We start from the raw sequence: 16328 nt of genomic DNA on the forward strand, positions 1-16328 counted from the left end.
TCCAGTAGACAAACGAACTGGGGACATTTTTTTTGTTACCATAATTCAGGAGAAAAATTAAAATTTTTCTGCTTTTGATTTTCATAGACCCAATAATCGAGGACAGAAGCAATGCAGATAGCCAACGGTGCCTCGTTATCTTGGGGAATATCTAGTTGATAATAATCTCCCCGGACATCAATTCCGGTAGTCATAGTCATCACAGGCCGAGTAAAAGTGCGAATAGTATACTGATGATCAAAAACATTTCCGGTAACATGCCAGCCAAGTTGGGCAATATAATAAAAATCAAAACGCCACGAAAAAATTTTATTCATAGTGCCAGCTTTTTCATATCCTTGATATAAATCAAATCGTGAACCAAATGACCAAGGAACTTTTTTGACAGCTGCCAAAAATTCTCCTTCCATAGAATACACCGTCAGCACATCGCCTTTAGGACCCCAAGTGCCCACCAATAAGAAGACACTTTTGTCATCCCGCGTTTTGACAATCGTCCGCGCGGGGCGTCCTAAATATTTTTTTTGAATGAAATATTCTGTCATCACGCATCTCCTATTCTTATGGTCGGTAAGGTTTAACTATCAGTTAAAGTTGGTCTTTAATCACTTGATAAATCGCGTCAGCTACACCATCTTCGGCATTACTTTTTGCTAAAAATTTGGCATGCTTGTGCACTTCTTCAGGTCCATTGGCCATGGCAAAACTTATGCCAGCCACTTCTAACATGGAAATATCGTTAAAATTATCACCGATTGTCATAACATTTTCCATAGCAATGCCACGACTTTCAGCGACTTTTTTTAAAGCCAAACCTTTTTGGGCATTAATATGATTAATTTCAATATTATTTTTAGCAGAACTTGTCACCGCCAAATCAGGCAATAAATTAATTTCAGCGGCTGCTTGGGCTAAACGTTCGTCTTCATCCATACTAAAAACAATAAATTTTAAAATCGAAATATGTTTATCTGCTAAAATGCCAGAAAAATCATCAACAAATTGAACGTTCAACATTTCCAAATGAGCCGCCGTCATGGCAATCGCTAATTTAGGTGAAACGTAAGGGCGGTTGCTGTGAATATAGCGGGTGGTGCTTTGAATCCGCCGAATGTGACTATCCGAATATGTGCCTTGTGAGGTAGCCAATTCAAAATACAATTGATGTTTGCGCAAAATACTAACGATTGTTTCAACAGCATCTTTTTCAAAAGATATTGTAAATAAAATGTCGCCACTTTGATCATAGACTTGGGCACCATTGACGGTAATCATTGGCAAATGCAAACCTACGCGATCTAAAACAGGATATGCTTCCATCCGACCGCGACCAGTCGCCACCATAAATTCAATCCCTTGTTCTTGGGCAAAAAGAATTGCTTCTTTGTTCTTGTCAGAAACGAGAGAACTTTCGTTTAATAAGGTTCCATCCATATCTGAAGCTATTAATTTAATCAAAAAATCCGCTCCTTATTTGTGTCGTCAATCTAAATCCATTCTAACACTTTTCTAGCGTCTTTAAAAATTTCTGCTTGGTTTAAATTTCCAAAAAGCTTAAACTAAAAGAGGAGGTGACGTGATGAACGTACTGACAGGTTGGCCACAATTGAGTCAAGAAACGGCTAAAAATTATTTTCAAAATCTCCAACAATTTTTAAAAAAAGAATACGCCGAACAAATCGTTTTTCCACCAGAAAAAGAAATCTTTCAAGCACTAGAGCTGACTTCTTTAAATCAAGTAAAAGTAGTAATCTTAGGCCAAGACCCTTATCACGAAGAAGGGCAAGCTAATGGCTTAAGTTTTTCCGTGACAGGTGAGGCGAAGATTCCACCGTCACTTAGAAATATTTATCAAGAATTACAAAATGATCTAGGTATCTCGCCGGCAAAATCTGGTGACTTAACTCCATGGGCTAAACAAGGCGTTTTACTACTGAATGCTGTCTTAACTGTTCGAGCACATCAAGCAAATTCTCATAGTAAGCGGGGCTGGGAACAATTTACAGATGCAATTATTTTAGAATTATCCGCCAGAAAGCAGCCGATTGTTTTTATTTTATGGGGCGCTTCAGCTCAAAAAAAAGCGGCTATGATTGCGCCACAACATATGATTCTTAAAAGTCCACATCCTTCACCATTATCAGCATATCGAGGATTTTTTGGTTCCCGACCATTTTCAAAAGCCAATGCCGCTTTGATTCAATTAGGGCAAACGCCGATTGACTGGCGCTTAGAAAAATAATACAACTGTCGTTAAAAATGACAACATCATTTTGTGTATTAATATAGGAACAAAGCTATTTACTATAAAAAAATGAATACAGCAAGTTATCCTGTTTTTTTAAAACAATCTAGTGTATGATTAATAGGTAAATAAATTTTTGGAGGGAACACATTTGGAACTTTTTGAAAGCTTAAAAAACAAAATTACGGGAAAAAATATTAAAATCGTCTTCCCGGAAGCAACGGATGCACGTATTTTAGGAGCAGCCGTTCGTTTGAAAGCAGACGGATTAGTAGAACCTATTTTGATTGGTAATGGCGAAGAAGTAAAAAAAATCGCTAATGAAATTGGCTACAAAACATCTGGATTTACAATTCTTGATCCTAATAATTATCCTAAATGGGATGAAATGGTCGAAAGTTTTGTCGAACGTCGTAAAGGCAAAGCAACTAAAGAACAAGCTGAAAAGATTTTGAAAGATGAAAATTATTTTGGCACAATGTTAGTTTATATGGGACTTGCTGATGGCATGGTTTCTGGAGCAATCCATTCAACCGGCGATACCGTTCGCCCTGCATTACAAATTATTAAAACAAAACCTGGCGTTTCTCGGACTAGCGGAGCCTTCATTATGATTAAAGGCCGCGACCAAGAAAAATATTTGTTCTCTGATTGTGCTATTAATGTTAATCCAGCAGCTCAAGAACTTGCTGAAATTGCTGTTGAATCTGCAAAAACAGCTGCTCTTTTTGATATCGAACCTAAAGTGGCAATGTTAAGTTTTTCTACTAAAGGATCAGCAAAAGCTGACGAAGTAACGAAAGTTCAAGAAGCAACTCGGATTGCTAAAGAACTTGATCCATCTTTAGAATTAGATGGCGAGTTACAATTTGATGCAGCTTACGTTCCTTCAGTTGCTGCTCAAAAAGCACCTGACTCAAAAGTAGCTGGTAAAGCAACCGTCTTTGTCTTCCCAGAACTAGAAGCTGGAAACATTGGCTACAAAATTGCCCAACGTTTTGGTGGCTTTGAAGCGATTGGACCAATTTTACAAGGATTAAACAAACCAGTTTCTGACCTTTCTCGTGGAGCCAATGAAGAAGATGTTTACAAATTAACTATTATCACGGCTGCTCAAACTTTAATGAACGCTTAACATAAAGAGATATACTAGATTTTAAAAAAAAGTTCGCCAGAAAAAAATTCTGGCGAACTTTTTTTTAAAGTAAAATATACTTTTTATATTTTTTTGTTATTTTTTGCAAGCTTATGTTTTCAAAAAGACCTTAACAATAAGCCGGTTTAGAGCTGATTTTATGAAAACGAACCCAAACAAAAGCATTCGAGTATGTGATTTTTTTCGCGAATTTCAAAAAAAAGATTGAAAAATAAATCTGCAAACGGTATACTTCACTTGTGCTTACTAATATATCAGTTCGACGAGAATCGAAAAGTATTAGAAGTAACAAGTGGTCTTTTTATTTCGAATTGCTTTTTCAAAAAAATGAGCAGCGGGAGGGTTGAGATTTCTTATTTGGAAAACAGTTCACATGCTACGCTAAATCACTTATATATGGAGGGTTAAAAATTGGTTAATGTAATTATTGGTTTAATTTTAATTGCATCCTTCGTTTTCATGGTCTGGTACTGTGTCAAAGGATACAATTTAATGGTCGGATTTTTCATTATGGCTACTGTTTGGACACTTCTTGCGGTCATTGGTAATTTCTTTGATCCATCAGAAGCAATGAAAGGACGAGATTGGCTTGAGGTTCTAACGTTTGTTTATGCTGACGGTCCTGCTGAATATTCTCGTTCGATTTTAGTTAACGTCTTCTTTGGTGCTTTCTTCGGTCGTGTGTTAGTTGACACCGGGATTGCTTCAACATTGATTCGGAAAGTTACCGAATTAGGGGGAGACAAACCAAAAATCACTATGGCTTTATTATGTATCTTAACATCTGTTATCTTTATGGTTAACACCGGTATTGGACCAGTTATTTCCATCGCCGTTATCGTTATCCCAATTCTTTTATCATTAGGAATTGCCGCTCCAGTTGCTTTATTTGCTTTTATGGGTTCCATCATGGCCGGGATTTTCTCAAACCCAGTCAACTTCCAACAATATCAAACAATTTACAAAGGATTTAACGAAGCTGCTGCTTCATATGACTTTGGTACTTATTTCAAATGGTCAATTATCGCAACAGTCGTTTCCTTAGTTGTTGTCTTCATTGTTTCTAGTCTTTCTATGGGTAAGAAAAAATCTTACGCTTGGGCAGCTAATGCACAATCTGGCGCTGCTAAAGATGCTCCTGCAATTTCATGGTTAGCTGTTATTTTACCAGTTATCTTAGTTTTATTCGTACCAAAAGGTGGCGAACTAAACAACGTTAACTTCCCAATCATCTTCGGGTTTATCGTAGCGGCTTTATGGGCTATGCTTTTCACTGGCCGATTAAAAGGTGGATTCATTGAAGTTTGTCGTCGTTTTGCAAAATTATTTACAGATGGTTCTATTGACGTAGCACCAATGATTGGTTTCTTATTAGCACTTGCTATGTTTAATAATGCAGCTACTTTTGCAGCTCCTTACTTTACCGCTATTTTAGGAGACTTCATTCCACATTCAGCTATTATTTTAGCGATTGTCTTTGGTGTGTTAACTCCACTAGGATTCTTCCGGGGACCTTTGAACTTAGTTGGTTCAGGTTCAGCTATTTTAGCCGTTGTTTTAGCAGCTAATCCTACTATTCCAGTTGAATTCTTATTCCCATTATTTGCCATTACAACGATTGCACCTCAACATTTAGATATTACTCAATCATGGGTTGCTTGGGGCTTTGGTTATACTAAAGTAGCTTCCGGGGACTTCATGAAAAAATCCATCCCAACTGGTTGGATTATCGGAATTATTATGGCCGCCATCACATATATCATGTATGGTAACCTTGTTTAAAATTTTATTGTAATTAGCATTTAAAAGATTTTTTGAAAAAGGGGATTTCTCATGAATCGATCAGTCAGAATGGGTATCGACGTAGGTGGTACCCATACAAAAGCGGTAGCCATCGATAATGCTACCCACGAAATTATCGGTAAAGCCTCTGTTAAGACCACCCACGATGATCCTCGTGGGGTGGCTGCAGGGGTTGTCCGGTCATTTGAAAATTGTATGAATGAAAATAATATTTTGCCTGAAGATGTGGTCTTTGTAGCCCACTCCACAACACAAGCAACCAACGCCTTAATTGAAGGTGACGTGGCCACTGTTGGGGTTATCGGAATGGCAAAAGGTGGTTTGGAAGGTTTCTTAGCCAAACGCCAAAGCCGGATTGATGATATCGATCTTGGTAATAACAAAACAATTAAAATCGTCAATTCCTTTATTCCTTTGAAACAATTGAATGAAGCAAAAGTAGAAGAAACTGTTGGTCAACTCCAATCAAAAGGCGCGCGCGTCTTGGTAGCTTCCATGGCCTTTGGGGTAGATGACGGCGAACCAGAAAAAATCGTTCACCAAGCAGCTGAAAAGAAAAATATTCCAACGACTATGGCTTCAGATATTACTAAATTGTATGGTTTAACTCGTCGGACAAGAACGGCCGCTATTAATGCGTCTATTTTGCCTAAAATGTTAGACACAGCCAATTCAACTGAAGCTTCAGTTAGAGAAGCTGGCGTTAATGTACCATTGATGATCATGCGTGGTGATGGCGGGGTTATGGAAATTTCTGAAATGAAGAAACGTCCAGTATTAACTATGCTTTCAGGTCCGGCAGCTTCTGTTATGGGTTCATTAATGTATTTGCGGGCATCTAACGGGGTTTACTTTGAAGTTGGTGGTACAACGACTAATATCGGAGTTATCCGTAATGGTCGACCAGCGATTGATTACTCAATTGTTGGTGGACATCCTACCTACATCTCTTCTTTAGATGTGCGGGTTTTAGGTTGTGCTGGTGGATCAATGGTTCGGGCAGATAAATCTGGGGTCATTGATGTTGGTCCTCGTTCAGCCCATATTGCTGGACTTGATTATTCCGTCTTTACAGATACTGATAAAATTGTTGGACCACACGTTGAATTTTTCTCTCCTAAAGAAGGCGATCCTGCCGACTATGTAAAAGTAGTAATGGAAGATGGTTCAGCGGTAACAATTACTAACTCTTGTGCAGCGAATGTCTTAGGTCTTGTACAACCAGAACACTTCTCTTATGGGAATGTGGAATCAGCTAGAAAAGCAATGCAAGCTTTAGCTGACTACTGCGGAACAACCGTTGAAGATATTGCTAAACAAATCATGGAAAAAGCTTATGCTAAAATCGAACCAGTGATTTTATCATTAGCTGAAAAATACAAATTAGAAAAAGATCAAATTTCTCTTGTTGGTGTTGGTGGCGGTGCTGCTTCATTAATCGTTTACTTCTCTAACAAAATGGGCGTTAAATATTCTATTCCAGAAAATGCCGAAGTTATTTCTTCTATCGGTGTAGCTCTTGCTATGGTTCGTGACGTGGTGGAACGGATTATCCCTTCACCAAGTAAAGAAGATATTAAAAATCTGAAAAACGAAGCTATGAACAAAGCAATTGAATCTGGTGCAACACCAGAATCCATTGAAATCCATATTGAAATTGATCCACAAACATCAAAAGTTACGGCTATTGCAACAGGATCAACTGAAGTGAAAACAACTGACTTAACTAAAGAAGTCGATGCTGATGAAGCGCGAGAAATTGCTGCTGAAGATATGCGGATGACCGATAATAGTCAAGCTGAACTTCTAGCATCTTCTGATTTCTTCTTTGTCTTTGGTGATAAAAATGCCAATGGACAAGCTGGTCCTACTCGGATTATCGACAAAAAAGGTTTCATTAAAGTTCAAGTAGGTAACGGGATGGCCGTTCGCACGACAGCCGCTAATTATTTGACTGAAATGGAACGCTTATGGGATGAAATGGCCGTTTACCAAACAGAATTAATTGCTCGTCCTGAGTATTACTTATGTATTGGTGCTCGTGCAATGGACTTTTCGGCAACTGAATTTGATCAACTTGTCTTGTTAACTGACTTAGAAGTTTCATCACTAGAGCCAGACGATGAGGTGATTGTCGTTGCCGCTAACATCAAGCAAACCTAATTTGGACATTCAACAAATATTCCAAGACTTATCTAAAGTTTCCGATGAGTCTTGGGGGCGTTATGCCATGAGTCGTGAACTCTTAAAAGATAAATTGACAACGGATCAAGTCACCACATTGATTACAGAATCTGAGGCTGCCGGGAAAAAAGCAGCTGAAGATATATTAGAACAATATCCAAACTTATCTGTTAGTGAAATTATTGAAGAACTGGGGATTGAATTTAAATATATGCCGGATGAAATTATCGGCGGTCGGGTGATGTTTGCCTTATTCACTTCGCCTAATTTAATTCAAGTAGCCCATGAACCGATTGAAAAAGTAGCTTCTTATGAGTTGCCGGAATTGCCTAAAGAAAAGGTCCAAGATTTAATTTTGGCTCACGAACTTTTCCATTATGTGGAAACGCATGATCCAGAAATCTTTACCCAAAAAACAGAAATCACATTGTGGAAGTTCGGATTTTTTTCACAGAAATCAACCGTCCGAACGACTAGTGAAATTGCCGCCATGGCTTTTTCTCAAACACTTAATCAGTTATCTTTTTCACCTTTTGTAATGGACACGTTATTGATTCATGCCTATAATGTTAAAGACGCACAAAACATGTACCAAGAAATAATGAGCTTTACTTAAAAAAATCTATTCATGAGATTTTTCTTCAAGTCCAAGTCTAACTTGGGCTTTTTTTTTATAAAATAATTCAAAAAAACAGGCTGACCGCTATGTATAAGCGATCAGCCTGTTTTGTTATCTTAGTTATTTGCCTTCTTTTTCAATGGCTTCCCATAAACCGTTGATATACGTTGCGCCTAATGCACGGTCATAAAGTCCGTAACCAGGGCGACCTGTTTCTCCCCAAATCATCCGACCGTGGTCAGGACGAATATAGCCGGTAAAGCCATTATCGTGAAGAGCTTTTAGAATTTTGTACATATCTAATGAACCGTCACTAGACAAATGTGGTGCTTCGTAGAAATCACGATTTTGGATATATTTGATATTTCTAACGTGAGCAAATGGAATCCGGTCACGTTTCGTAAATTCAGCTAAGATGGCATAAACATCGTTGCTTGGATCTTCAGCAATGGAACCAGTACATAAAGTAATCCCGTTTGATGGAGAATCCACTGCGTTACATAACCAGTCAAGGTCATTGCGATTTTTCACAATCCGAGGAAGACCGAAGATGGAGTAGGGAGGATCATCAGGGTGAATGGCCATCTTGATGCCGACCTCTTCACAAGTTGGGATAATGCCTTCTAAGAAATATTTCAAGTTTTCCCGAAGTTTATCGTCGTCGACGCCTTCGTAAGCTTTGAACAAGCTTTTCACGTGCGCCAAACGTTCTGGTTCCCAACCTGGCAAAGTATATTCGCCAGCTGATTCTTGCACTTCTTTAATAATATCTTCTGGATCGCGTTCAATCCCTTTTTCCTCAAAAGCCATAGTGGAAGAACCATCTGCTAAAATATAATCTAAATCAGTTTTAATCCAGTCAAAAATAGGCATGAAATTATAACAAATGACTTCAACCCCAAATTCAGCTAAATTACGAATCGTTGTTTTGTAGTTTTCAATATATTGATCGCGACTTGGCAAACCAATTTTAATGTCATCGTGGATATTTACACTTTCGATAACTTTCAAAGTTAAACCATGGCTTTCAACTTCTTCTTTTAAAGCTTTAATGCGATCTTTAGGCCAAACTTCACCGGCCGGGATATCAAACAAAGTCCCCACGATGCCTTTCATGCCAGGAATTTGCCGAATTTGTTCTAATGTGACTTTATCTTCATTTTGGCCGTACCAACGGAAGGTCATTTCCATATTATAAAACTCCTTTTGCTAAATATTTTTGTAAAGTGGCGCGGATGCTGCCGGGTCCTTGCAACATTTCTAGCAAGAAACCTTCAATTTTTTCACCAAGACCTGCTTGATACAAATTAAGGCTGAAAATTGTTTCGTTACTTAAGATGTCTTTGACGATGGGATGAACATCGCCGTCAAATCCTAAATGTAATGGGGCAAGTTTTTCTTGTAGTTCGCTTAAAAGTGGATCTGGAGAAGGGGTGAAACTTTCGCCATTGTCGTCAACAGCTAATAAGTAGCGGAGCCAACCGGCGATTGTAAGTGGGATAAATGTTAAATCACTAGCATCTAAAGTGGAACTTTCCACATATTTACGAATCGTTTCGCCATAACGAATGGCAACTTTTTGTGAAGTGTCAGAAGCAATCCGTTGCGGTGCATCGGGAATATTTGGATTAGGGAGACGTTTTTCTATTAATTCGTCAATAAAGTTTTGCGGATTAATAATTTTAGGATCATCTACGACAGGCAAGCCTTCATGGTAGCCGATTTGTTTAATCAAACCAACTAGTTCAGGATCGGTCATTTCAGCAGAAATGGCTGTGTAATCTAGCAGGCAACCAAAAACGGCCAGAGCGGTGTGCAAAGGGTTCAAACAAGTCGTTACTTTCATAGCGTCAGCTTTATCAACAGTAGCCCGGTCCGTTAAAATCACGCCGGCAGCAGCTAAATCTGGTTGGCCATTAGGGAAGCTGTCTTCAATAACTAAATAATGAATCACTTCAGTATTAGCGAAAGGCGCAATGTTGGTATGTTTTTCAGTGTGAATAATTTGCGCATCAACAACACCTAGTGCTTCTAATTTTTCGACAACACTTTCAGCAGGATTTGGTGTGATGCGGTCAATCATTGACCAAGGGAAGGAAACTTTTTTATCGTCTTTTAAATAATCTAAAAAGGCGGATGGTGCAAAATGATTATCGACCCAACCTTGGGCAATTGTTAAGACGGCTTCTTGGAATTTTTTACCGTTATGAGAAAAATTATCGGTAGAAACCATAGCAATTGGTAATTGACCGGCATTAAAACGAGCCAACAATAATGAAGCGACGATTGACATAGTATTTTGTGGGAAATCTGGGCCGTTTGTTAAGTCAGCTTCCACAATTGGGAAAAATTTGCCAGCGGAATCTTTTAAGCTATAGCCTTTTTCAGTAATCGTAAAAGTGGCTAGTTGTAAAGAATCTTGTTCAAAAATATGTTTCACGGCATTGAAACTTTCGGGACGCGTTGGATTGCAATAGTAGCTTTCTGCTGTTGACGCCAAGAGACGATTGTCCAAAGTGCCATCTTCGTGCATCACAACTTGTAAAAATTGGTTGTTATAAGGTTGATAAGCTTGATCGATGACCGCTTCATCATAAGTTTCACAAACTACCACACCACTATTAAGTTTGCCTAAATCCAGCAAATCTTGGGCTGTGGCAGCATGAAAGCCGCGATATAAATTACCGCCACCAAAATGGATCCATTGGGTGTCGGCTTTTTTTTTGTCAGCAGCAACTTTTGGTAAAACAATTCCTGCCTTTTGATACTCGGAAACCTGTTGAGACCAAGCTTTTTTTAGAGAAATCATAGAGAACTCCTTTCGAAAACTGATATATTAGTTTCACCTACAGACTTAATTATAGCGAAAATCCAGCTGAAGTCAATCGCTTACAGCTAAAAAATTAGATTAATTTGATGATGTTTGTCTGCTAACTAACAATCTGATATAATAGTTTTAAAGTCAAGCGATTACAAAAAGCGTAAGAAAAGAGTAGAAAAGACGATGGTAATAAATAGTGAAGGTCCAAACGAAACAAATAGCGAGGCCAATAATTTACAAGAGCAAGCTTATGAAGCAATTCGTCGCTTAATCATTCACGGCGACTTGGAACCGGGACGGAAAGTGTCGGAAAAATCATTGGAAGATATTTTGAAAATTGGGCGTACGCCAGTCCGTGAAGCGTTGATTCAATTAAGAAAACAAAAATTAATTTATGCGATTCCCCAAAGTGGGACGTATGTTTCAAAAATCGATTTGAAATCTGCCGATAACGCTCGCTTTGCCCGGGAACAGTTAGAGCGGAAAATTTTTATGGAAACGACAGCGAAAATCGATGATCAAGGGAAAAAAGTTTTAGAGGCGATTTTAGAAGAGCAAGGTGCGGCCGTTCAACGTCATGATCGGCGAAGTTTTTTTCATTTAGATAATGTCTTTCATCAAACGTGTTTTGAAATTGCCGGTAGATCAGAAATTTGGCATTGGTTAGATGCCAATAATACGAATTTGGATCGCTTCCGCTGGTTGCGTTTATCGGTGCCTGACTTAAAATGGGAAGGGATTATGGATCAACATTACGCATTACTGATGGCGATTCAAGAACGGAATGTGGATGAAGCGGAATTTTTGGCGATTTTGCATTTGCATATGATGTTAGAAGAAAAGCAAGCTGTAACAGAGGCTTATCCGGATTATTTTACCGACGAGTCGCTGATTTATTGAGGATCTTAATAAAAATATAGGAGGAACACAATGAAAAAAATTAAATTTGGAACAACGAATGAAGAAGTCTCCGCGGTCGTTTTTGGGTGCATGCGGATCAATGGTATCGAGGAAAAGGCCGCCCAATCCATCGTGGAAAAAGCGGTCGAAGTGGGCATTAATTTTTTTGATCACGCCGATATTTATGGCAAAGGAGAATGTGAAGAAATTTTTGGTCGGGTATTGAAAAATTCTTCATTAAAACGAGAAGACTTATGGCTCCAAACTAAATGTGGGATTCGTCCTGGAACGTTTGATTTTTCTAAAGAACATATTATTTCTTCAGTGGAAGGCAGTTTAAAACGATTGGGCGTGGATCATCTGGATTCATTATTATTGCATCGTCCAGATACTTTAATGGAACCTGAAGAAATTGCCGCCGCCTTTGATCAGTTGCATCAAGAAGGAAAAGTTCGTTATTTTGGTGTCTCTAACCAAAAGCCACTCCAAATAGAACTTTTGAAAAAATATGTCGGCCAACCATTACAAGCCAACCAATTACAATTTGGCATTAAGCACACCGGAATGATCGACTCAGGCATTTATGTCAATATGACCAATGAACCAAGTGTCGATCATGATGGCAGTATTTTGGAATATTCACGCCTGAATGATATGACGATTCAAGCTTGGTCGCCGTATCAATATGGATTTTTCGAAGGTGTTTTTCTAGATAATGATAAATTCCCAGAATTAAATGCGGTCTTAGCTGAAATTGCTGAAAAATATCAAATCACTAAAAATGGTTTAGCGAGTGCGTGGATTTTGCGCCACCCAGCCAAGATGCAAGTCATCACCGGAACTATGAAAGAATTCCGGATTGAAGAAATCGCCGCAGCTGCTGAAATTAATTTAAGTCGCGAAGACTGGTACAAAATTTACGAAGTAGCCGGCAATAAACTACCATAAAAAAATATGTATTTCTAAAGCTAAGAGATGCGGCCATTTGTTTGCTGTATCTCTTGGCTTTTTTTGCTGAAAACTTTTAGAAAACATGCTAAGATAAAACGTGCTGGACAATTAAAATTTTAAAGTAGATAAAGGACGTGGATTTGGTGGCAAAAGATTTGCGACGATTAGGGAAATTAGACACTGAGGCGATGTTTAAACTCGTGAGCTATGCGTTTAATAAAGAACAAACGGTGGAGCGCCGGGAACATTTTGCCCGCTTGGCTGATAACTCGTGGAATTATGGTTTATTTATTGACGAAAAGTTGGCTTCGCAAGTGATGTGTACACCATTTACCGTGAATTTTCACGGGACGCGCTATCAAATGGGGGGCATTGGCTATGTGGCTAGCTATCCTGAATTTCGCGGACAAGGCGGCATTAAAGAAACGATGCGTCAAATTATTGAAGATATGCAAAAAGAAGGCTTGGCCTTGTCTTATTTAGCGCCATTTTCTTATGGTTTTTATCGTCAATTTGGATACGAGCAAGTGTTTGAAAATCTACGCTACGAAATTACCCGCAATGATTTGCCAAAAGGACGTAAAGTGGCCGGTCAAGTGGAGCGGATGAAATTAAAAAAAGCTGAACCATTTTTAAAAAAATTATACGAAAAAAATCCTCACAATCGCCGCGGTGGCTTAGAACGCCCTGAGTGGTGGTGGCATTATATTTTATTTAAAAACAAAGAACGGAACTATGCGATTTATTTTAATGAAGAACATCAGCCAGAAGGTTACGTTGTTTATCAGATGGAAAATGCGACTTTTAAAATTATTGAGTGGAATTATTTAACAGCGGCGGCTTTTCATGGTTTAGGGAAATTTATTTTATCCCACGAAAATGCCTTTAGTTCTTTTGTTTATGAAGCACCTAATTCGGAACATTCTTTAAGTTACTTGTTAGACGAACCGTCTGCTAAAGTCGAAGTCGTGCCTTATATGATGGCCCGAATTGTAGATTTATCTTTATTTTTAACGGATTATCCTTTTTTGAAAACCGGTCAGGATCACGTCTTTTATTTAGGTGTGGACGACAATTATGCTCCGTGGAATACAGGAATTTGGCAATTATCTGTTGATGCCACTGGACAGGCGAGCGTAAAAAAAGTCAGCGAAAAATTTGCCGATGCTAAACATTTTGAACAACCTGTTTTATCTGGGGCGATTCAGGAGTGGACCCAATTATTTATGGGGTATCGCCGACCTAAAGATTTGGCATTTTATGGCCGCTTGCACGGACCACTAGCCGCCTATAATGTATTGGAAGAATTAATTCCCCGCGGCTTACCTACTTTGGTGGATTATTTTTAAAATTCCCTTTAGTCCTTAAGAAAGACTTGCCGAAAATAGGCGCGTTTTATATACTAAAGTGATTGAAGAAAGGAAGTTGTCTGTGGAAAATAAAAAAAGTGTAACAAATACAAATGGCACATCCGGCATGCGTGATTGGGTGCTCCGTTTTGTTAAAGGAATGTTTATTGGCTCGGGATTTATTTTGCCAGGAGTTTCCGGGGGCGCGCTGGCTGCGGTCTTTGGTATTTATGAAAGAATTATTACTTTTTTAGCCCATTTAACGAAAAATTTTAAAGAAAATGTTTTATATTTTATTCCCGTTGGTCTGGGTGGAATTTTCGGCGTTTTCTTGTTGTCATTTGCGGTTAGTTTTTTATTAGGCACGTATACGACAATTATTTTATGGTTTTTTGTCGGCTGTATTATTGGAACGGTGCCGGGTTTATGGCAAGAAGCTGGGAAACACGGGCGCAGTTCCAGCGATAAAATATTAATGGGAATTACTTTTGTCGTGGCTTTGATTTTACTTATTTTAGGGAATCAAAAAATTAACGGTTCCGTCGATCAAAACTTTTTCACTTGGATTATTGCCGGTGCTTTAATTGGCTTAGGGATTATCGTTCCAGGCTTGTCACCATCTAATTTTTTAGTTTACATGGGGATGTATCAGGCGATGTCTGATGGAATTAAAAATATCGATTTTAGCGTTTTGTTGCCGCTAGCTATCGGGGGTCTAGTCTGTGTTTTAGGACTTTCTAAAGTGATGGATTATATTTTTTCAGTCGCGTATAGTAAATTATTTCATTTTATTTTAGGTGTCGTCTTTGCCTCAACAATTATGATTATTCCGCTAGATTATAGTGGCATTGGTGCCTTTGGATTTGTGATGTGTGGCGTCTTGTGTCTGGCGGGGATTTTGCTAGGGCGGTTTATGTCGCAACTTGAAGAACGATACAAGTAAGTTAAATAAATGCTGTGTTTAAAGGATTTTCCTTTTTACACAGCACTTTTTTTATAAAGCGTGTATACTAGATAATTAAAGAAGTAGTAAAACGGTGAAGAAGGTGTTGAAATGGAAAAATATTTGGCGAAAATGCAAAATGAATTACCTAAAGCGAATATGCGGATCAAAGCCGGAAAATTCGCTGGCATTATTGGTTTAACTTCAAACTTATTGTTGGCTTTTGGTAAAGTGATATTAGGTTTTTTCACTGGATCGGTTTCCATTTTAGCCGATGGGGTCAATAATTTTGGCGATGGTCTTTCTAGTTTATTGACTTTGATTGGCTTTGCTGTGGCTGGAAAACCTGCGGATACGAAACATCCTTATGGTCACGAGCGATTTGAGACGATTTCTGGTTTATTTATTTCAATTATCGTCACTTTTGTCGGGCTGCAATTTTTAAAAACTTCGCTTGAACGAATTATTGATCCAGTGGCAACGAAAATTTCTTGGCTTGTTTTACTCGTTTTATTGATTTCCATCGGGGTAAAATTTTGGCAAGCGTGGGCGTATCGTAAAATTGGCGAAAAAATCACTTCTGAAACTTTGCTGGCCGCGGCCACAGATAGTGTGAATGACTGTTTAACGACAGGGGTTGTTTTATTATCAGCAGCGGTACAAATGTTTACTTCCTGGACAATTGATGGGTACGTCGGCTTGCTTTTGGCAGCTTATATTTTGTATTCAGGAATTAAGTTGTTAAAAGAATTCGTCGATTCATTGTTAGGAGAAGTGCCAGCAGAAGAAAAAATCGTCGCCATTGAAAAACAATTAAAATCTTATCCGAAAATTCTTGGCTTTCACGATTTGAATTTTCATAGCTATGGCCAGAATCATCAATTTGCTACTGTTCATATTGAAGTAGATGATCGTTACAGCTTGGAGCGCGCCCACGACATGATTGATATTATCGAAAAAGATTTCTTGGAGACGCTGAATATTCAGTTGGTCTGTCATGTGGATCCGGTTGATGTAAAAAATGCCCGCCGACAAAAAATTAGAAAAAGTTTGCGGAAATTTTTGCGTTATTTAGATGATGATTTAACATTGCACGATCTGCGTCTAAGCCAAGATGCGGATGGAGAACACTTAAGTTTTGATGTGGTGATTCCTAATAAAAGCCACTTTACAGATGAAGAGTTATTGTATCGGATTAAAAAATATTGTTTGGCGGAATTTAAATTAAGCGATGTAGAGATTGTGTTTGACCATAATTATTTACTGCAAAATTAAGACCGGGATCTCAGGTCTTAATTTTTTTAAAAGTTATTATCTAGTTTTGAAAACTAGATTGCATAGTTCTATAAATTCTGAT

At 38.4% G+C, this 16328-nt stretch carries 14 protein-coding genes; 10 read left to right on the top strand and 4 right to left on the bottom strand.

Going from position 1 to position 16328, the window contains the following annotated elements; translation table 11 throughout:
* Positions 1–35: 35 nt before the first annotated feature.
* Both BQ5341_RS04795 and BQ5341_RS04800 read right to left on the bottom strand, forming a co-directional pair.
* On the bottom strand, positions 36–545 hold the full coding sequence (locus BQ5341_RS04795; RefSeq protein WP_071130909.1) for an LURP-one-related/scramblase family protein: 510 nt from the start codon (positions 543–545) through the stop codon (positions 36–38).
* A gap of 43 nt (positions 546–588) precedes the next feature.
* Positions 589–1458, bottom strand: a complete 870-nt coding sequence (locus tag BQ5341_RS04800; protein WP_071130910.1) for a Cof-type HAD-IIB family hydrolase — start codon at positions 1456–1458, stop codon at positions 589–591.
* Between the two features lie 121 nt (positions 1459–1579).
* On the opposite strand from BQ5341_RS04800, the gene BQ5341_RS04805 reads away from it, so the two are divergent.
* From BQ5341_RS04805 to BQ5341_RS04825, 5 genes are all read left to right on the top strand, one after another.
* Complete coding sequence (locus BQ5341_RS04805) at positions 1580–2242, top strand: uracil-DNA glycosylase (RefSeq protein WP_071130911.1); 663 nt, start codon at positions 1580–1582, stop codon at positions 2240–2242.
* 154 nt (positions 2243–2396) lie between these two features.
* Positions 2397–3380: a phosphate acetyltransferase gene (pta, locus tag BQ5341_RS04810; RefSeq protein WP_071130912.1), complete on the top strand. Its 984-nt coding sequence runs from the start codon at positions 2397–2399 to the stop codon at positions 3378–3380.
* A gap of 432 nt (positions 3381–3812) precedes the next feature.
* On the top strand, positions 3813–5183 hold the full coding sequence (locus BQ5341_RS04815) for a citrate transporter (RefSeq protein WP_071130913.1): 1371 nt from the start codon (positions 3813–3815) through the stop codon (positions 5181–5183).
* Positions 5184–5234: 51 nt separating this feature from the next.
* Positions 5235–7367 carry a hydantoinase/oxoprolinase family protein gene (locus BQ5341_RS04820; protein WP_071130914.1) on the top strand — a complete coding sequence of 711 codons (2133 nt, stop codon included), beginning with the start codon at positions 5235–5237 and terminating at the stop codon, positions 7365–7367.
* The gene (locus tag BQ5341_RS04825) at positions 7342–8004 is read left to right on the top strand and encodes a hypothetical protein (RefSeq protein WP_071130915.1); all 663 of its coding nucleotides are present in this window, start codon (positions 7342–7344) and stop codon (positions 8002–8004) included. Before BQ5341_RS04820 ends, BQ5341_RS04825 begins: the two co-directional genes overlap by 26 nt.
* Positions 8005–8127: 123 nt before the next feature.
* Here BQ5341_RS04825 and uxuA read toward each other — a convergent pair whose 3' ends face one another.
* Entirely contained in the window at positions 8128–9198 is a 1071-nt protein-coding gene (gene uxuA / locus BQ5341_RS04830; protein ID WP_071130916.1) for a mannonate dehydratase, read from the bottom strand.
* Between the two features lies 1 nt (position 9199).
* Positions 9200–10816 carry a mannitol dehydrogenase family protein gene (locus tag BQ5341_RS04835; RefSeq protein ID WP_071130917.1) on the bottom strand — a complete coding sequence of 539 codons (1617 nt, stop codon included), beginning with the start codon at positions 10814–10816 and terminating at the stop codon, positions 9200–9202.
* Between the two features lie 195 nt (positions 10817–11011).
* On the opposite strand from BQ5341_RS04835, the gene BQ5341_RS04840 reads away from it, so the two are divergent.
* The 5 genes from BQ5341_RS04840 (at position 11012) to BQ5341_RS04860 (ending at position 16246) form a co-directional block, all read left to right on the top strand.
* Positions 11012–11728, top strand: coding sequence for a GntR family transcriptional regulator (locus BQ5341_RS04840; RefSeq protein WP_071130918.1), 717 nt, complete (start codon positions 11012–11014; stop codon positions 11726–11728).
* Positions 11729–11758: 30 nt separating this feature from the next.
* Positions 11759–12676, top strand: a complete 918-nt coding sequence (locus BQ5341_RS04845; protein WP_071130919.1) for an aldo/keto reductase — start codon at positions 11759–11761, stop codon at positions 12674–12676.
* Between the two features lie 146 nt (positions 12677–12822).
* Positions 12823–14028 (top strand): GNAT family N-acetyltransferase, encoded by a 1206-nt coding sequence (locus BQ5341_RS04850; protein ID WP_083378610.1) that lies wholly within the window; start codon positions 12823–12825, stop codon positions 14026–14028.
* Between the two features lie 127 nt (positions 14029–14155).
* The gene (locus BQ5341_RS04855; RefSeq protein ID WP_106396197.1) at positions 14156–14971 is read left to right on the top strand and encodes a DUF368 domain-containing protein; all 816 of its coding nucleotides are present in this window, start codon (positions 14156–14158) and stop codon (positions 14969–14971) included.
* Between the two features lie 111 nt (positions 14972–15082).
* The gene (locus tag BQ5341_RS04860) at positions 15083–16246 is read left to right on the top strand and encodes a cation diffusion facilitator family transporter (RefSeq protein WP_071130921.1); all 1164 of its coding nucleotides are present in this window, start codon (positions 15083–15085) and stop codon (positions 16244–16246) included.
* Positions 16247–16328 lie beyond the last annotated feature (82 nt).

The sequence above is a fragment of the Enterococcus timonensis genome (genome assembly GCF_900104595.1).
Taxonomy (GTDB): Bacteria; Bacillota; Bacilli; order Lactobacillales; family Enterococcaceae; genus Enterococcus_J; species Enterococcus_J timonensis.